Here is an 18,886-nt window from a genome sequence, read left to right as displayed (position 1 = left end):
CCATATGCGCTATATTCTGTGATATTATTTATAACGGTTTATATTCCCTTTTGCTAACTATGAATATGCTGAAGAAAAGACATAAAGAGAACTAACGCGAGCCTTCTCGCTCGAGAAGGCTCGCGTTAGTTCTCTTTATGTCTTGGAGCTTACTTTTATGGGAGTGGAATGAGGTGCTCTGGTAGTTTGGGCAATACTGGTATATAGGCTGCTATGACCAGACCAATGATGAGCAAGATGGTAAAATTGACGAATATTTTCATGCTCTGGCGCATGACGTCGTGGAAGCCAGCTGAAATTTCTGTGCGTAGCACACCACTGATGGCAACGGCGAGCGTTGGCAGAGTCCACAGTGCCAGTAGCACAAAGTGGTTATGGCCATGAGGAATACCCAACGCTAGTACTACCAGGTAGGCCAGTAGCATCAGTATGATGTAGGCAACGCGGCTCCAGCGCAGGCCTATCATGGTTACGATGGTTTTTCTGCCAACGTGGCTATCGCCTTCAATATCACGCATGTTGTTAGCGTAGATGATGGCTGCAGCCAGGAAACCGAGTGTCAGGCTATAATAAAAGGTCGTCGCGACCAACTGGCCGCCCGTCTGGATCATATAGGCTCCCATGACGGGCAATAAGCCAAACGTGCCAAAGCCTACCAGTTCTCCAAGCCCCAGGCTGGAGAGCGATCTTTTCGTAGCACTGAAGAAATAAGCGCACAGTATGATGACCAGACCAAACAGGCAGGTAAGCGGACCACCAGCAAGCGCGGCGATCAGCCCCACTACGGCACCGATTACCAGCACGATTAAGCCCATCGTTAATACACGGGTTGGCTTGATGAGTCCTTGCTGAATCAATCCACCAGGACCAAGGGCGTTGCTGGCATCAATGCCGTGCTGGTGATCGTAGTAGTCGTTGATGAGGTTGGCGCCGATCTGTAGGAAGATTGCCCCAATTAGTGCCAGAACGAAATGGACGATCTCAATGTGGCCGAATGGTTTTTCCGGTGTAATGCTCTGCGTCCAGGCCAGGGCAGTGCCTAAAATAATCGGCATCAGGGATAGCGGGAGGTAGTGGAGCCGAATTCCATCGCGCCAGATGTCCAGCCATTCGCTGATGCCGCGTCGATACTCGGATGGCTGGACTACCAGCGGCACCGGCATGCCAACCGCTCGCATCGAAGCAACAGAATGTACTGACACTTCTGGCTCAAGCGTGCTGATGGTTTGTAAAGAACCAATAGGGATCGTTGGAACCTCTTCGGCCTGAACTTTATCAGCAGTTACGATCTGGGCTGATTGTTTCTTTTTGTTGTTTGTCGCTTCGGGAACTACCTCTGGCATGGGCTCATCTTCTGCTGCCTCGGGTTGCTCATCTTCAACCTGGACAGCCTCGTCCTGGATAGGATCGGCATCCACCACCTGGATGGAATGGGCTGCTTGAGATGATGCTTCTTCCCGTGGCTCGACTTCCGGAGCGAGATCTTGATTGGTGGTGTTTTTTTCTGTGTTTTCCATGCGCTCCCCTCTTGGTGTAGCGATTGACTAATATGTTTTATGAGTGCATTTATATGTCTACAGTATGAGTGCTTGTATACATCGATATGATGTGTGGCTTTAGTTGGTACGTATCTATGTCGGCAGGTCTACCTGATTAATAAATATATGCCATAGATGCCATGCCTACGTCTATATACGCTTATGATAAGCATCTGACAGCTTACTGTTGTTGGTGTAATAAAGTCAAGGAAGCGGACTTTTTTCTACGTACGACTCCTATTCTTTATTGATCGACCGGCAAATGTTGTTGTAAACCCTCCTGAAGTTCGCGCATGGATCGTTGTAGCTGCAATTGGATGGCCGCCGCTGTAAGATCGCCACGCGTTTTTTCCAGGATGCCACGAGCCGAATCTGTGGTACGTCGTAAGCCACTGGTAATTGCGTCTGGGAAATCGACCGTAATCAGGACTGAATAAATGTCATCCATGTAGTTGAGAAATATTTCGCAACCCTCTATATTGCTGCGACGAAGCTGATCCAGCACATAGCGTCGAAGTTCCCCAATTGCTTCTGCGATACCATTGAGATAGGCTGCATAGCCGATGGAGAGTTCTCTGGGTGTGGGCAAAGGTTGATGCTGGGTGAGGGCTGCAAATGTGCATGCTTCGGCGTACTCTTTTTGGGCATCCTGGACGAAACCTGCGAAATAAATATCACGATGGTCTTGCAGGTCCTTTTCCATTTCTGTCAGTAATGTGGCAGCTTGCTTAAGCAGTGCCTCGGCGGCAGCAGTCTCATGGCGATGGGTAGCCCTGATACTGTTAGCACATAAGCGAATGGCTGCACGCGACTTGGGCAATGCACTTTCGCGCGCAGCATGCTTGAGGGTAAAATATTCATTCGCCTCTCGCCCTATCGTATCTATTTGTTCGGGCATTCGATGCTATTCCTTTCTATAATGCCTCTAGTGCATCATGCAGTTGAATTTTCTGACTACCTGCTGATTCTATGTAGCATGTTTGCCCTGACCAGCTTTACCAACACTGGTACAATTGTACTTGGATACTGCACAATGATTCAATAGGGGGCGGTCAAAAAATCACCATCCTCTACTCTATGTAACGTTACAAGGTAACTGGACGACTCTGTTATAGCCTTAAAATAGCACCAATGATACTGATATACGTACATAGAAGAAGGCGCCCACGGACAACTAATGTCCTTTGGGCGCCTCTTAATTATATATAGCGTTATACCATTCAATCGGATGAGCGAAGCTGCATGGGAAGCTAACGCCTTTCCTGAACACTGAACCATTCAAATGGTTGAGCCAGTGGCAGCGGAGCTAGCCGCGATCAAGCGGCGCTTCCGATTGCTTTTTACAGCATATGCTGTTTAATAATTAGCGAGCTCTCTTTTTGCCGCTGTGGCGTTCTGTTTGGACCAGAATCGGATAGACTTCTATTTCGGGAGGAAAAATCAGGCTTTGTACATCTCCAGACCAGAATAATTGCTTCATCATTTCAGCGGCCGCATATAGAAGATGTTGTAATGCCGCATCACGCCCCTGCTCATAAGCCCCACTGCCTTCATACATGGACATCCTGACAAAACTCTCATTAAGTGGTGTACGCTCGCTCAAACGGACAAGATAGATGTCCATTTTGGCGTCTCCCTTATTTACCGGGATCATAATGCGCAATTCTGGTTTTTGGTCGATAATATCCAAACGATAGAAGACACCATAATGATCACGTGAGGCTTGAAAAATGGAGATCTCTGGAATGGAGTCACTACTATATTGCTGATCTTCTGGTTGTTCCATTTCTACTCCTAACCCTGCCAGAAAATGTTCAAATTGCTCGTCTATGTTCATTTTTATCCTCTCCGTTGTTGATCCCTTATGGCTACGATATAAACTCCCCTCACTGTAAGTATTCCACGCACCTCCTACTAAAACGGAAGTTTTTTTGTCAGTCTTCTTGTCAATACAGCAAAGCTGCTCTTCCTTCCTTGCTCCAGTATAAAATCAAGGAAGGAAGAGCAGCTTTGCTTATATTATGTTCTTGCGACCTAGTACTCAATACATCTCACTTATGCTCGATAACTGCCAGGTACTCCATCGACATTGCCATGGACCACTTCATACAGAATTTGCATTAGAACAAATTTTCTTTTATAATTATAAAAGAGCTTTTTAATGTAAATACTAAACCAGGAGGAACTATGCAAACCAGACTTAACCCATACCTTAGTTTTAAAGACAATGCTCGAGAAGCCATGGAATTTTATAAAACTGTCTTTGGGGGCAAACTTACGATGAGCACATTTAAAGAGTACAATGCATCTCAAGCTCCGAGCGAAGACAACAAGATCATGCATGCTGTGCTGGAAGCCGACAACGGCATTACATTTATGGCTTCCGACACGCCGGATCGTATGGAATATAAAGCTGGGACGAACTATAGTATGTCACTTAGTGGTGACAACGAAGCAGAATTAAAAAGCTATTTCGAGAAGCTTTCTATTGGTGGTAACGTAACAATGCCACTTGTGAAAGCCCTATGGGGTGATACGTTTGGCATGCTCACTGACAAGTTTGGTGTGTCGTGGCTTGTAAACATTGAGGGTCAAAAAGCGTAACGTCTCTACCTACCCCACATCACGAAAAAAGCTCACCTGGCAGCAGGCTTTTTTCGTGGTGACGCCTCCCCAAAAAGTCAGCACCCAATTATGAATGCTCTCGTTTCCTCCATGAAAAGCATTAATATATATGTCTGGTACTATTAGCGCTGGCTTTAGCCACCAGCCCTTTTGACCTTGTAGCCAAGGCTGGTGAGTTTCTCCTGGATTTTGTCGCAGTGGTCGCCCTGTATCTCAACATTGCCATCTTTAACGGTGCCACCGGTGCCGCAGAGCTTCTTTAGCTGCTGGGCCATCGCCGCCAACTCGCTACTTTGGCCAGGCAGGCCGGTGATGACCGTGACGGTTTTGCCGCCGCGCTGTTTGCGATCACGCATAATGCGCACAATACCGTCGCTCTTTTTCCTGGGGGCGTTGCTTGATCGCAACGGCAATCTTTATAAGGTTGTCCACATTGGGGACAGGTCGAGATGCGACCACTCTCGGTTGAATAAACTATGCGGTCTGGCATGCGAATTTTCCTCTCCATTAGCACTCTACCCTGCATTGTATCATACCAACCTCATACAAAATTCCGTTCTCCTCCATCGGATTAATAGATTGGAAAGTATATACGAGCGTATCGCGCTCATACCTATTTTTCAATCTATTAAAAAAAGAACGAACTCTTTCGTTTTATAGAGAAATAGGTATTTAATCTCATCCTGACACTAATTCAGATAAACAGCCGTGTATGTATATGTAAGGTTACGCTATACCATCAGATGAGCAAAGTTGCTCCAGTCGTGAGAGTGGAGTGCCCTTCTTCTCTACACAAATGCTTCAACGTGCTTGTTGTGCCTGAGTCAGCAGCACAAGTTGCGTTACTGATGGCTTTTTAACCGCGTGTGATGGAACAGCTTGTATATTTTAGCATGGGGATAGTAATGCAACAGCTAGAACAAGTCACTCTTGGACACTATCAAATCCTGAAGCGTCTGGCACGCGGGGGTATGGCTGAGATTTATCTCGCGCGTGACACTGCTAGCGATCAGGTCGTTGCCGTGAAGCTAGTGAATACAGGGGCAGGTGACTATTACGAGCGTTTCCGCGCTGAAGTAAAGGCCCAGGCCGCCTTAAGCCATGAACACATCTTGCCCGTCCTGGACTATGGGGAATTTGATTCGTGGTGCTATCTAATAACCCCTTATATTGAGCATGGAACATTGAGTAAACGCTTGCAGCAAGGACCTCTAACGCTTGCTGAGGCTGATCAAGTGCTTGCACCGTTGTCGCAGGCACTTCATTATGCTCATGAAAAAGGAATTGTCCATCGAGATATCAAGCCTTCGAATGTGTTGATGCGGGACGGTACCCATGTATACCTGGCCGATTTTGGGCTGGTGAAACGGGTGGGTGAAGATAATGGCCTGACATTGACTGGCTACTTGATTGGTACCCCCGAGTATATGGCACCAGAACTGGCCGAGCATGAAGCGACACCTTGTAGCGATGTGTATGCGTTGGGCGTCTTGATGTATGAGATGCTTTCCGGACGCGTCCCTTTTAAGGCGAATACCCCTATCGCTGTCTATATGCGGCATATTCGTGACCTGCCTGATCCACCATCCATCTATAATCCATCCATCCCTGCTGAGGTGGATGCGGTACTTTTTCAGGCATTAGAGAAAGATCCGCGCCGCCGTTTTCAGTCGGCTCAGGAGTTCTATCTGGCTTATGCACAAGCTGTGAAGCTGGCAGAAGAGAATCGCTTGAATGCGGCAAATATGTCTACTCAAGTCAATCATTTTGGCTTTGAGAAGCCGCGCGTGACCATTGTGCGTCAGAAGCATCGTATGTTGCGTGGACGCTTCTTGTTTACGCTTTTGTTAGTGCCTTTGCTATTAGTGATGGCACCTGCCGTGTTACATGCGAGCCTGGGACCACAGGGATTTAAGATGTCACTTGGGGGAGCTGAAGCTGCTCCCCCTCAGCATGTGATTTCAACTAATGCTGTTAATACGAATGCTAAACCTATCATTAAGCTGACGCCCACACCAACCAATGCGGCCCAACCTAAAAATCCATCACCTCCTCAACCCATCTCAAAGTATAATAACAATAATAAGCATAATTGGGGCAATAATGATAGCCAGGGAGGAAACTCCAGAGGCCACGACGGGGAATATCACAAAGGGTCCGGTAATTGAGGTCTGGAACAATGTATGTGCTTTTCCCGGCCATTCATCTTTTCTAAAAATGACCCTTTTCGTATAAAAGTGTATATTTGTGCATCTATGCATCTAGTCGCTGCGTGTTATATGTATTGTTTTACATCATATTTCCCGCGACAGAAAGATGCTTATTGCGATGCCTGGTCTAGAAGGAACTGTTGTTAAACAATATCATATGCAACGTTTGCTCGGCAGCGGCGGTATGTCAGAGGTCTATCTGGCATACGATGACGTTGCTGAGCAGCATGTTGCTATTAAGGTTATGACCGGCTATGCGACCGACTATCTCGAGCGTTTCCGTCGCGAGGCGGAAGCTATTGATAAGTTGCACCATCCACATATTCTTCCTGCTCTAGACTATGAAGAGTGCGAGCCCTGGCATCTGCTCGTAATGCTGTATGTTCCCGGTGGGACGCTGCGAGATTTGCTCACTCAGGGCCCACTTACTCCCGCTGAAGCGGGCTTGCTGCTTGATCAGATTGCCAGCGCCGTCCAATTTGCTCATGATCATGGTATCTTGCATCGCGATATTAAGCCTTCAAACATTCTGTTGCGCGATCGTAGCCATGTTTATCTGGCCGATTTTGGCCTGGCCAAGCTTGTCGATGCGACCGGAGCATTGACTCGCACTGGCGTGTTGATGGGCACCCCTGAATATATGGCTCCTGATCTCGCCAATGCTCCAGCAACAGTCAGTACAGATGTTTATTCACTGGGTGTTCTGTTGTATCAAATGTTGACTGCCCGTTTGCCTTTTGAGGCTGAGACGCCGGTTGCGGTATTCTGGAAGCATTTACGTGATGAGCCTCTGCCTCCCTCTTTACACAACCCAGCGTTGACACGCGCTATTGATCGCGTAGTGTTGCGGGCACTGGATAAAGATCCACTGCGACGTTATGCTTCAGCTGCGGAGCTGGCGGCAGCCTACCAGCAGGCTCTACAGGCGCCAGTTGAAGAAGAAAATTATTCGACGCCAATAGAGCTAGCTGTAGAGCAAGATTATGAGCAGGTGATGCTTGCTGACATTAGCCTGCCAGAGCCAGTGCTGGTCAGTGAGGAGGCGCCAGCGGCCCCTGCGCAACCACGGCGGCACCATAGTCTTTTTTCTCCCGCCAGACGCCTGATGACCTCTCGACCTGTATTGCCGGTTGTTGCCAGGCGCAGGGCATCGCGGCGTGCGCGTCGCCAGGGATATGTTCCTGGCATTTCTGATCCTGCATCTTCTATGCAGCTATCGTCATTACCATCGGTCCAGTCAGATGCTCATTCGCTGCCCCGCCGTCGTGGTCGTGGACGATCCACTCCCGTGACGGAGCGCCCTCGTATGCATCACCGGGTACAGCGACGCACCGGCATTATCTCCGGTATTATTGGCGCTGGTATCCTGCTTTTTATCATTTTACCTGTGAGTACTATGTACTACTTCTACGCTACGCGACCCATTGATACCGTCGTTGGGAATGTCCATTCGGTGCCGGTGGCCAGTGCTCCTCAGTCAGCCGGACATGTAAACCCAACAAACCCTAAAAGTACCGCTGCGCCCGGACAGCTGATCTTGCAAGACGATCTGGCCAATAATACGAGCGGCCGCTGGTCCGAGTCTCCCGGCAGTTGTGCCTTCGCCTATGGATCTTATCGCGTCATGTACAGCCAGGGATCGGCTGAACTGCCCTGCGCTTTGATCTCGCCGCTAATCGGGGATGCCAGCGTTCAGGTGAATGTTTCTTTGTTATCCGGTAGTACGGTTGATATGTTGCTACGGTTGCGTGGGGATCAATACTATGCCTTTCAAATTAATAATGTGGGTCAGTTTTCGTTCTTGCGCCATGATGGCGGTGCTGACCGCAACCGATATGCGACCCTGCTCAAGCCTACTGCCAGTAGCGCGATCGTGCCCGGTTCAGGCGTAAATACGTTGCTTGTGCTGGCAAAGGGCAGTGATTTCAAGTTCTATGTGAACGGTATTTTTCTGGGTGAGGTCCATGATTCAACCTACAAGAATGGTCAGCTGGCTTTTAAGGCTGGTACTATCTCAGCCACCGAGCAGGCTATTGCCAGCTTTACGCACCTCAAACTCTCCAGCGTCACTCCGTAACCAAGATAAATCTCTAAATCTCTACCGCTCTTCAATTTTTTGGCAGATTTTTGTAGATTCGCGGTTGCCTAATTCCTGGTTAGCGCGCTATGATATGAAAAGCACCTTGCGGGAAACCCTGGTGGGTGCGCAAAAATCTGACAAGGAACACTTATGCAACAAGATAGAATACCTGCCTCTACTGCACAGTCGCCGCATGTTCCTTCAACTGGCGTTGCGCGTTTTCTAGCCGCCTGTCGGCATGAGCAACCCGATGCGACTCCAATCTGGTTCATGCGCCAGGCTGGTCGTAGCTCGAAAGGTTATCAAGAGCTACGTGAAAAATATGATGTCTTAACCCTCATCAAAACGCCTGAGTTGTGTGCTCAGATGACTATAATGCCGGTGGAAAGCTTTGGGGTCGATGGCGCTGTGCTCTATGCTGATATCATGCTTCCTCTGGAGGGCATGGGGATTGATTTCGAGCTTCGTACCGAAGGCCCTGTTATCCACAATCCGATCCGCTCAGCCCATGATGTAGAGGCTCTGCGGTTGATGAATATTGAGGAGTCGGTACCCTATATTCTTGAGGCGCTGCGCCTGGTGCGACGCGAATTAGAGGGAAAGCAGGCGGTAATCGGCGTCTCTGGCGGACCTTTTACGCTGGCCTGCTACATGATTGAGGGCAAGCCTTCGCGTGATTATGCGACCGCCAAGGCTCTCATGTATAGCCAGCCTGCCCTCTGGCATACGTTAATGGAGAAGGTAACTACTGTTGTAACCCAATATGTCCTGGCGGAGATTGCTGCCGGAGCCGATGTTATTCAGATCTTTGAAAGCTGGATCGGCACTCTGGGCCCTACCGCTTATCGCCGCTTTGTGTTGCCATATACACAGCGTATCTTTGCGGCCATCAAACAGACAGGGACGCCGGCGATCCATTTTGGTACCGGGGCGGCGGCCTTACTGGAGAGTATGGCTGAAGCTGGTGGTGATGTCATTAGCGTTGATTGGCGCGTCGAACTGGATACGGCCTGGGAGCGCATCGGCCTGGAGCGCGGCATTCAGGGGAATCTGGATCCGACGTTGTTGTTAACCTCCTGGCCTGTGGTGGAGGCCGGTATGCAAGATGTGTTGCGCCGAGCGGCCAATCGGCCCGGTCATATTTTTAACCTGGGACATGGTATCCCGATGGCGGCCGATCCTGATTTGTTGCGCCGCCTGGTGGATGCTGTCCATGAAACGACAAAAAGATAAGGGAAGAAACAGATGACAAATAAACATGTTGGTGTCATGTTGATGACGTACGGTTCGCCAGCTACTCTGGATGATATTCCTGCCTATATTAAAAATGTGTATGGTGGTCGAGAGCCTTCAGAAGAGGTGTTGACCGAGTTTCGGCGCCGCTATGCTTTGATCGGTGGCTCACCATTGATCCGTATTACGCAAGAGCAGGCCCAGGCCTTAGAGCAAGAGCTGAACACGAGCAGTACCGATGGCACCACCTATCATGTGACCGCCGGCATGCGTTTCTCACCGCCTTTTGTGGCGGATATGGTACCCGAGACGGCCGCCGGTGCGCAATCTCTGGTGGGCATTATTATGTCTCCACAATATTCTCCTATTATCATGAGTGGTTATATCAAGACACTGCAGCAGGCCTATGAGAACCTGCACCAGGACGATCTGCAGTTGAAGATTTCGACCGATTGGCATTTGCAGCCCTTCTTCTTGCAGGCGGTGGCCGAGCGTGTTCAGCAGGCGCTGGCGCGCTTCCCGGAGGATGTGCGCGACCGGGTTCCGGTATTGCTGACCGCACATAGCATGCCTAAACGTGTGATTGAGAACGAGCCAGATTATATCAACCATCTCAAAGAGACGGCAGCTGAGATTGCCAAACGCGCAGGCCTGGCGGATGATCGTTGGATGTTCTGCTACCAGAGCGCCGGCCACACTCCCGAGGAATGGCTTAAACCAGACTTTGCTGATGTGATGCCTGAATTGAAGGAAGCCGGCAAGCAGCATGTATTGATTGCTCCAGTGCAGTTCCTGGCCGACCACCTGGAGATTCTGTATGACATCGAAGTTGGTGCGCGCGAGCAGGCTGAAGAGCACGGCATTCAATTTGCTCGCACCGAATCTCTAAACACCAGCCCCCTCTTCATCAAAGCCCTCGCCGCCGTCGTCAAAGACACCCTGGCCCAATAAAAATCATTAAAAAGAGTGTGCGGCCGCATCAGTGGCCGCACACTCTTTTTTGGACAAAGCTACTCAATATTGAGTATAGCACCACAGGTGCTAATTGAGTAGCGTCGCAATCTGCTTTGCCTGATCAGCACTGATCGCACCACTAATGCGATAGCCAATCTCTTTTTCGGTCCACGAGAGTGTGGTAGTTCCATTGTTGCTGTAAATGTTGGCGCTACTGCCGCGTAGCGTGGTTGCCGTTCCTCGTCCAGGAAGGTTAGCCAGTGGCTTGCCCTCAGCTAGCGTAAAGGCCTGGCTGCCTTTCATATAGTTTAGCGTATAGGTTTGTAGGCCCGGTGTTCCCAGAGCGGTGACACCGGTCAGCGTATATTCGCTCTGATTGCCTGGAATACTCAACAGGTGATAGCCAGCCTGTTTCTGGGCCTGGGCCAGCGTTAGTTTGCCTGTGTCCTGTGTTCCATTGAGGTCTGATAGCGGACGTGTCTTCGTACCAGTGGGAGCAGTGAAGGTAAACAGTTTGTTGTCGACCGGCTGGTTAAGCGCCAGCTGAGGTATGGCGACCGCGATTTTGCCCAGACTATTAATGTTCAGATCAACTTTCAGCGGGAGTTGAGTATTTTTATCGACATAGATTTCGCCATTATAGTTAAAGTTAGTGGCGTCAACTCCGCTACCATTGGGGCGTGGCACTACATGGATGTCATAGGCAGTGAGCCCGCTAACCTGGGCAGATGAAGAGCGCAGGGTGCCGCTGCTATGATCAAAGATACTCTGGATGATATTGAGCAGGCTCTGGCCCTGGCCGCCCGCTGAGCCCGCGATTCCTCTGCTCTGTGTATCAGGAGTATTGGCATTATGAGTCACTTTGCCCGTATATACTACTTTCTTGGCCGGGTCATATTGCCATATCTGCTGCCCATCGCTCACTGACAGAGCGCCCTTACTCAACTGTGCGAGGGTAGATTTCTGTACTTCTGTACGGCTTTTATCCGGTGCCGCTTTCCATAACTCTGTTTCAACGGTGCCATTGAATGTCCGGCTGGAACTGGTCAGATTGAACATTCCATGCAGCGTCGTCGCGCTATCCAGCTTGTTTGCCATCGAGTCCAGGATATTTTGCCCTGATCCACTGGTTAATGTTGGAGTAGACTTGATCGGCGCTTTGGTGGGAGTAGCAGTTGTCTGTGTCTGGCTTTCGCTGCCACAGCCTGCGATTACCAGCAAGGTAAGCAGCAGGGCGAGCAATGATAGCGTACTAGACCTCCAGTGAGAGAGGTTCATAGAAAGAACTCCTTTTATAAAGAACATCGTATATGTTCTAAATTACTCAGTAATCGAACAAATACCAGTCAAAAATATTGTATACCGTTTCGAAGCGCAGCTACAATCCTCAGAATATGTCTGAAGTCCATCACCATAGGAAGCCAGACGCCCCCGTACAGGCGGGTGCATGCGCACCCGAGCCTGTTTTCTGTGTTGGTGCAACCTGTGTGCAATGCGCACAGGTTGCACCAACACAGAAAAGATCTATTGAGCGGCGCAGGTGCGTAGCGTCAGGAGCCGCAGGCGCGAGCCCTATGGCTTTCAGACATATTCTCAATGAAATGTATTAGCCACAAGCCCTTTAACTACCCCAGCCAGGATTCTGGCGCTTTTAAAAGTATACATTTGCTACTAAATAGTATATCATGCAGCAGAAAATATAATATATAACCTTTTGGGGGATAGTGTAGAAAGCATGTGGCTTCTCTATACCCTATTCGTTTCTAAAGTAGCGTTTATGCTAGTTATTTGACATTCGCATGTTCATTTTTACGGTGGTCTGTCAAATATTTCTTTATCAAAAATTGCTATAGCACATGCTTATATCTGGTAATTTTATGGTGGAGAAATAGAGGGATGAGTATTTTTAACTGGTAAATATAGAGACATTTTCGTCTGTTTTTATCCATTATTCAAAAACAGGTCGAAATTTACTCATTATTTGGCTTAAGATTGATTATAATAGATAGGGAACAAAAATACGCGGCTATTATATCGTCGATTGCTGTTGTAGTATGATCGTCTTGTATCCGCGTCACGAGGTGGCTGGTGGAGGGTGGTAGTGAATATATTCTGGTGCACTCTATCAAGTCTCCCATTTATCGCGAAATCAAAGGCCGTTACCGTTCATTATGTATGTGTAAGAAGAATTCATACATAAAAATGTTTTATTCCTGGGACCAGATTTGTCAAGAAAATCTATTGAGATAGATTTTATAATGCCGATAACGACTCCTTTTTACGAGGAGACGCCTGCTGAGAAAGGATGTGGATGTATGGTGCGTCAATGCGCTTGGTGCTTGCGCTTAATTAATAGCGCAGGGGAGCGTTTGTCTCCTTTACCGCTACCCAAGCTCTATGAGGCAAGCCATGGGATATGTGGAATCTGCGGCATGCAATGGATGGAGCAGGTCATTGAAGCAGAGGGCCCACTAGGAGCACTCCAGAGGCATGAAGTCGAAGTTACTAGTGGTGGATATCCGGATGTGGAGAAGCATGAGTCTATTACCCAAATGGTTTTGCAACTGCAGGAGCCGGCTCCTGAGCTAAATGGAAGCCAGCGCCCTCGGCGCTCGGTGAAGATACATATGAGGTAAGGGTCTGCAAACAAAAAACAGGGACATCGATGCACTACCAGTCGATGCCCTGTTTTTGTTTGTAATATTTTTTATCGCTAATTGTTTTGCATGAATGGGTCCTGGATATCCCCGAAATCAAAGGGACAGAGCTGACCTACCTGCGCGACATAAATGGGCTGATTGGTCTCTTTTGAATGGTAGAACATGTAGAGTTCATAGCCATCATTGCGTATAAATCCCCATACCAGGTCATAGGTACCGGGTTTGAGGGGTTGGAATTTAAAGTGCCCGTCGTCGCTGATGGTGGCTGTCGGGGCGTTGGCCATTTGCTGGTAGAAGTCGTCTCTGGTAACATCGGTGCTCAAATTTTGTAATAAAGAAGCATTGATCTTTACATAGCCATCGCTGAGCTTTGGTACACCATTGACGAAATGCCCTAACACTGGCTGAGGGACACTCAGGGCTGCCTTTGCTTCCAGACCTTCGGGCGTGTCGGCAAATTTGGTGGCCAGTTCCTGATAGACGGGCAGAGCCGTTTCACACAGGGTGCTTTTATCTTCCTTGCCTTTTCCCAGCAGTGCTTTGCTCATATCTTTATGCTGCTTGCTCGCTTCTGGCGCCTGCGGAAAGCGATTTTGTACCACCTTGAAGCTAGTGACGGCCTCTTGATAATTTTTCTGGCTGAGCATCGTTTCTGCCTGATTATAATAGGCGGTGGCGTCTAATGCGCTGACCTCGGCCTTACAATCTGAGCCACAATAGGACAGGCTGAGGACATAGTCGAAGCGGCTGGTGGCATTGGTGTAGTGGTGTTGTCCGGCTTCCTGTTTGCCCCAGTTGATATAGGATTGTGTCTCATCTTTTTGCGCGCGGCTAACCTCGTTTGGTGTCTGGCTGAAATTGCTTTGCACCATGTCGAACTTGCCATTCGCGGCCTGGAACTGTTTGTTCTGGCTCAGGTCTTCTCCCCATTCATCATAGGTGCGCGCCAGGTCAACGCTTGAGGGTGCTTTTTCTCCGGCCAACTGGTATTCGGTGATGGCCTGTCCCCATTGGTGCTGGTTTTCCAGGAAGTGGGCTTGAGCAGCATGCAGGGATCCGTGTGCCAGCAATCCTGCGCCTCCACTGGTGAAGAGGATAATGATGACCAGAATGGAGGATACATACTGTCTCAGTCGCTGAGGATTGTTGCTGGCCGCCATGCCGGCCAGGGAGCGAATGCCGAGCACAATCAAGAGCATGACAGCTAGCCCGGCGGCGACGAATGCGAGGTGTAGATCGCCGTCTGCCCAGTCACTGCCGGTGAAAAACAGGGTGATCAGTGTCCCTACAATTACGAGCAGACCCAGGATAAATGCCCAGGTAGGTAGCGGCCTGGCAATGCCTTTAGGCTGCCGTACAGGTGTTGGCATAGGGGGAGCCGGGAAATTATTGTTGGCCCCTGGTGGTGGGTAGTCTGGATACAATGGCGCAGGCGCTGATGCTGGCCAGGAAGCCCCTGTCGCATGGACAACAGGTACTTTTTCGGTGGGGACTTCACTGGTGTCACGCAGTGTAGGGGATGATGGTTCCCTGGCGGCCGGAACGTTCTCGGGAGACATCCCTGCCTGACCAGTGTGAAGCTCAGAGCGAGACGTTGTGTCCTCTGGCTGCGATGATGTTGTATTCATTTTTTGTACAGAGATAGCAGGCCTCTCTGTCGGGCTTTTACTAATATAAATTTAAAATACAGAAGAGATACGCCGTTTTCCAGATATAGCGTTTAATGGCTACCCACGCCATTTTACAGGGATGGTGTCAGCGTAAATTAACCCGATAAAATATGAATAATAGCAGGAGTAGCGTGTGGTTCCGGGTGTATACATGTATATGTATCTATTTTACCCAAAAAAGCCCTGCAATTACAATGCTAAAGGCGAAATTCCTATATAAGTCGGTTAGAATGTAATAAAGTTTTCTGATATGCTTTATACTGTAAGAAAGTTCTCAATAAACAATGAGGACGCATCCAGTAAAATTTACTGCGTTACGTCCTGTGGATCATCGTTGATGATTACGGGCTGTTGTGCTGGATCTGACCGTTACCGGGTTGTGCTGGTTTGTAGAAATTCGCGCAGGAAGCGATTGACGAGTTCTGGGTGCTCCTGCTGTACCCAGTGTCCACTATCGCGAATGCGTTTGACCTGCAGATTCGTGACCCATTGGTCCAGTGCTTCGGTGAGTGCGATATCCAGCGCCACATCCTGCTCACCCCATATGAGGAGTGTGGGCATGTTGATTACTCGGGTGGCCCGGCTGTCCAGCAAGTTTTGTGGCCTTTTGAAGAGCGCGCGGTAATAGTTGATGCTGGATGTGAGGGCGCGTGGCTTGCTCATGGCCTCTCGATAACGGGCGAGTACCTCTGGGGGAAAGGCCTCCTTTTTTACGGCCGTCTCCTGGAACATGCGCCCGATGGTCTCGGCATGGTTGCGACCCAGTATGTACTCAGGCAGCCAGGGAAGCTGGAACGCAAAGACATACCAGCTTTTGCGCAATTGCTTGAGCGTGCGCATCTCGCGTTGCATGGCGCCTGGATGGGGCGCGTTCAATACGATCAGCTTTTCGGTCATCGCGGGATAGGCAATGGCGAAGTTCCAGGCCAGGACGCCTCCCCAGTCGTGTCCGACGATAATAGCCTTCTCATATCTCAGGCCTTTGATCAGACCGACAATATCGCGTAACAGCGTTGGCACATCATAGCCACTGGTTGGCTTATCGCTATCGTTGTAGCCGCGTAAATCCGGTGCCACAACGGTATAACCGAGTTCCGCCAGAAAGGGGATTTGCCGGCGCCATGAATACCAGAATTCGGGAAATCCGTGCAGCAAAACTATCAGCGGACCCTCGCCCTGAGTGACATAATGCATCCGAATGGTATTGGTCATAATGTCTTGATGCTGCCAGCTTTCGGTTGATACTCCCATATAAAGTTCCTCCATGTTTTATATAGTAGTATAAAAATGGAGCAAAACGCTTTCAGGTGTAGGTTTTTTATGGTTCTGCTGGTTGATGAATGAAAACATGATATCGTTTCTTGGGCATTTACGTGCGTGAGCGAAAAATCGGGCGCAAGGTTCGAACCTATGGGCGTTTGCCAGCGCACTGGCAAACGCCCATAACCTCAGGCTTCTTCTGGTCCACCGTATACGACGGCGCGCTTGACCTGTTCGATCAGATCGGTGACAGGTATACCACGTGGACAGGCATCGGCGCAGTTGAAGATGGTGCGACAACGCCAGACACCATCTTTGTGGCTCAACAGCTGGAGCCGCTCGGCTGCACCCTGGTCACGGCTATCGAAAATGAAGCGGTGCGCATTCACGATCGAAGCTGGTCCAACCCAATCTGGATTGCCCCAGATGGACGGGCAAGAGCCGGTGCAGGCGCCGCACAGGATACATTTGGTGCCCTCGTCGTAGCGTTCGCGCTGCGCCGGAGACTGAAGCCGCTCTGTGCCAGGCTCGTTATCATATGTGATCAGGAAGGGCTTGATAGACCGATATTTATCGAAGAAGCGATCCATATCGACAACCAGGTCCTTAATGACTGCATAACCCAGCATGGGCTCGATGGTGACTTTATTACCGACGTCACGCATCAGCACTTTACAGGCCAGGCGATTCCGTCCATTGATGCGCATCGCATCCGAACCACAAACTCCGTGGGCGCAAGAACGACGAAATGTGAGGGTGCCGTCCATAGTCCATTTGATCGTGTTGAGCGCATCCAGCAAGCGATCAATCGGATCTGCTTCGACCCGGAATTCGTCCCAGTAGGGTTTAGCGTCTCGCTCTGGATCATAACGCTTAATACGTATCAGTACGTTCATTGCCAACTCCTCTAGTATTTGCGTTCCTTGGGCTTGAAGATTGGATCGTCGATGAGGATCACATCTTTATAGTCCAGGCGTACATCATGAGCTTTAGTGCCGCGATAGGCCAGGGTGTGCTTGAGCCAATTCGCGTCATCGCGTTTCTGATAATCAAGGCGGAAATGGGCTCCTCGGCTCTCTGTACGGGCCAGGGCTCCATGGATGGTTGCTTCTGCGCAGTCTAACAGGAAACCAAGCTCCACTGCTTCTACCAGTTCAGTGTTGAAGCGTTTGCCTTTGTCCTGTAGCTGAACGTTTTTGTAGGCTTCTTGCAGGCCGGCAATCTGGTCGAGGGCATGGCGCATGCCTTTGTCGTGCCGTTCCACAAAGACGTTTTCGATCATTTCGTTCTGCAACTCGGAGCGAATATGGGCCGCCGATTCGCCGCCGGTTGAGCTATAGAGATGATCGATATATTCACGTGAGTATTCCTCGTGGCTGGCTGGCAGGGGAACGAAGTCGGTCTCCTGAATAAATTTCGCCATGTGCTTGCCAGCGCGTCGTCCGAAGACGATCAGGTCTACCAGCGAGTTGGTGCCCAGGCGGTTGGCGCCATGGACGGAGACGCAGGCTACTTCTCCTGCGGCATAGAAGCCCGGCATGGGTGTCCACTGTGAATCGATGACGACACGAGCATCGACATCAGTTGGAATACCACCCATCGCATAGTGGGCGGTAGGCTGGATCGGCACCGGCTCGGTGATTGGTTCGACGCCCAGGTAGTTACGGGCGAAATCTGTAATATCGGGCAACTTCTCAGCGATCTTCTTGGCTCCCAGGTGGCGCACATCCAGGTAGACATAATCTTTGCCATCGATACCGTTGCCATCTTTGATTTCTTGCACGATACAGCGTGAGACAATATCACGGGGAGCCAGGTCCTTCAGGACCGGCATGTAGCGCTCCATGAAGTATTCGCCCTTGCCGTTGAGGAGCTTGGCGCCTTCACCGCGGGCTGCTTCACTGAGCAGTACACCCACTTTATAGATGCCCGTGGGATGGAACTGGTACATCTCCATATCTTGCAGCGGAATACCCCGGCGATAGGCGATTGACATGCCATCGCCCATGCAGGCAAAGGCGTTGCTGGTAACGCGCCAGGCGCGGCCATAGCCACCGGTAGCGAATAAAATCGTTTTGGCGTGGAAGGTATGGATCTCGCCCGTCTTGATCTCCAACGCGACGACACCGCAGGCCTGCCCATCATTGATCAGCAGATCCAGCACCAGGAACTCATTAAAGAAGCGCACCTCATTTTTGATGGCGTTCTGGTACATTGTTTGTAGGATCATGTGTCCTGTGCGATCGGCGGCATAGCAGGAACGGCGTACCGGACCCTCGCCGAAGTTGCGAGTATGCCCGCCGAAGCGGCGCTGGTCGATGCGTCCATCGTCTGTGCGGTTAAAAGGCAGTCCTCGATGCTCTAGTTCATATACCGCGTCAATAGCTTCGCGCGTCAGGATCTCTGCTGCTGGCTGATCAACCAGGTAATCACCGCCCTTGACGGTGTCGTACATATGCCATTTCCAATGATCTTCTTCCTGGTTACCGAGGGCCGCTGCAACGCCACCTTGCGCTGCTCCGGTATGTGAACGGGTAGGGTAAACCTTGGTCAGGACTGCAACACTGGCATTGGGAAGTTGCATCGCTGCCATCAGACCGGCGCCGCCAGAGCCAACAATAACCACATCAAACTTCTGATACATAATTAATCCTCA

The 18,886-nt window shown here is 50.0% G+C and carries 15 protein-coding genes; 6 read left to right on the top strand and 9 right to left on the bottom strand.

Going from position 1 to position 18,886, the window contains the following annotated elements:
• Positions 1–155: 155 nt before the first annotated feature.
• From menA to JMI88_RS22865, 3 genes are all read right to left on the bottom strand, one after another.
• Positions 156–1,517, bottom strand: coding sequence for a 1,4-dihydroxy-2-naphthoate octaprenyltransferase (menA, locus tag JMI88_RS22875; protein ID WP_201364291.1), 1,362 nt, complete (start codon positions 1,515–1,517; stop codon positions 156–158).
• Between the two features lie 265 nt (positions 1,518–1,782).
• Positions 1,783–2,436 carry a translin family protein gene (locus JMI88_RS22870; protein WP_201364290.1) on the bottom strand — a complete coding sequence of 218 codons (654 nt, stop codon included), beginning with the start codon at positions 2,434–2,436 and terminating at the stop codon, positions 1,783–1,785.
• A gap of 465 nt (positions 2,437–2,901) precedes the next feature.
• Positions 2,902–3,375, bottom strand: coding sequence for a hypothetical protein (locus JMI88_RS22865; RefSeq protein WP_201364289.1), 474 nt, complete (start codon positions 3,373–3,375; stop codon positions 2,902–2,904).
• A 350-nt stretch (positions 3,376–3,725) separates the two neighbouring features.
• Between JMI88_RS22865 and JMI88_RS22860 the strand changes: the two genes are divergently transcribed.
• Positions 3,726–4,142 (top strand): VOC family protein, encoded by a 417-nt coding sequence (locus tag JMI88_RS22860; RefSeq protein ID WP_201364288.1) that lies wholly within the window; start codon positions 3,726–3,728, stop codon positions 4,140–4,142.
• Positions 4,143–4,297: 155 nt separating this feature from the next.
• Here the strand turns inward: JMI88_RS22860 and JMI88_RS41155 are convergent, their stop codons facing one another.
• Entirely contained in the window at positions 4,298–4,519 is a 222-nt protein-coding gene (locus tag JMI88_RS41155) for a translation initiation factor (protein WP_236023019.1), read from the bottom strand.
• A 549-nt stretch (positions 4,520–5,068) separates the two neighbouring features.
• Between JMI88_RS41155 and JMI88_RS22850 the strand changes: the two genes are divergently transcribed.
• The 4 genes from JMI88_RS22850 to hemH all read left to right on the top strand — a co-directional run bounded on the left by JMI88_RS22850 (position 5,069) and on the right by hemH (position 10,637).
• Positions 5,069–6,331 (top strand): serine/threonine-protein kinase, encoded by a 1,263-nt coding sequence (locus tag JMI88_RS22850; RefSeq protein WP_201364287.1) that lies wholly within the window; start codon positions 5,069–5,071, stop codon positions 6,329–6,331.
• Positions 6,332–6,491: 160 nt separating this feature from the next.
• A complete protein-coding gene (locus JMI88_RS41150; protein WP_201364286.1) occupies positions 6,492–8,450 on the top strand; it encodes a serine/threonine-protein kinase in 1,959 nt (652 codons plus the stop codon).
• Between the two features lie 153 nt (positions 8,451–8,603).
• Complete coding sequence (gene hemE / locus JMI88_RS22840) at positions 8,604–9,686, top strand: uroporphyrinogen decarboxylase (RefSeq protein WP_201364285.1); 1,083 nt, start codon at positions 8,604–8,606, stop codon at positions 9,684–9,686.
• A gap of 12 nt (positions 9,687–9,698) precedes the next feature.
• Entirely contained in the window at positions 9,699–10,637 is a 939-nt protein-coding gene (gene hemH / locus JMI88_RS22835) for a ferrochelatase (RefSeq protein ID WP_201364284.1), read from the top strand.
• Between the two features lie 90 nt (positions 10,638–10,727).
• On the opposite strand, the gene JMI88_RS22830 is transcribed toward hemH, so the two are convergent.
• Positions 10,728–11,918, bottom strand: coding sequence for a LolA family protein (locus JMI88_RS22830; protein WP_201364283.1), 1,191 nt, complete (start codon positions 11,916–11,918; stop codon positions 10,728–10,730).
• Positions 11,919–12,955: 1,037 nt separating this feature from the next.
• Between JMI88_RS22830 and JMI88_RS22825 the strand changes: the two genes are divergently transcribed.
• Positions 12,956–13,276: a hypothetical protein gene (locus JMI88_RS22825; protein WP_201364282.1), complete on the top strand. Its 321-nt coding sequence runs from the start codon at positions 12,956–12,958 to the stop codon at positions 13,274–13,276.
• A 77-nt stretch (positions 13,277–13,353) separates the two neighbouring features.
• On the opposite strand, the gene JMI88_RS22820 is transcribed toward JMI88_RS22825, so the two are convergent.
• The 4 genes from JMI88_RS22820 to sdhA all read right to left on the bottom strand — a co-directional run bounded on the left by JMI88_RS22820 (position 13,354) and on the right by sdhA (position 18,874).
• Positions 13,354–14,859, bottom strand: a complete 1,506-nt coding sequence (locus JMI88_RS22820; RefSeq protein WP_201364281.1) for a tetratricopeptide repeat protein — start codon at positions 14,857–14,859, stop codon at positions 13,354–13,356.
• Positions 14,860–15,339: 480 nt separating this feature from the next.
• The gene (locus tag JMI88_RS22815) at positions 15,340–16,221 is read right to left on the bottom strand and encodes an alpha/beta fold hydrolase (RefSeq protein ID WP_201364280.1); all 882 of its coding nucleotides are present in this window, start codon (positions 16,219–16,221) and stop codon (positions 15,340–15,342) included.
• 197 nt (positions 16,222–16,418) lie between these two features.
• On the bottom strand, positions 16,419–17,126 hold the full coding sequence (locus JMI88_RS22810) for a succinate dehydrogenase iron-sulfur subunit (protein WP_201364279.1): 708 nt from the start codon (positions 17,124–17,126) through the stop codon (positions 16,419–16,421).
• An 11-nt stretch (positions 17,127–17,137) separates the two neighbouring features.
• A complete protein-coding gene (sdhA, locus tag JMI88_RS22805; RefSeq protein ID WP_201364278.1) occupies positions 17,138–18,874 on the bottom strand; it encodes a succinate dehydrogenase flavoprotein subunit in 1,737 nt (578 codons plus the stop codon).
• Between the last annotated feature and the right edge of the window lie 12 nt (positions 18,875–18,886).

The sequence above is a fragment of the Dictyobacter formicarum genome (assembly GCF_016587435.1).
This window is presented reverse-complemented; position numbering and strand designations above follow the sequence as displayed.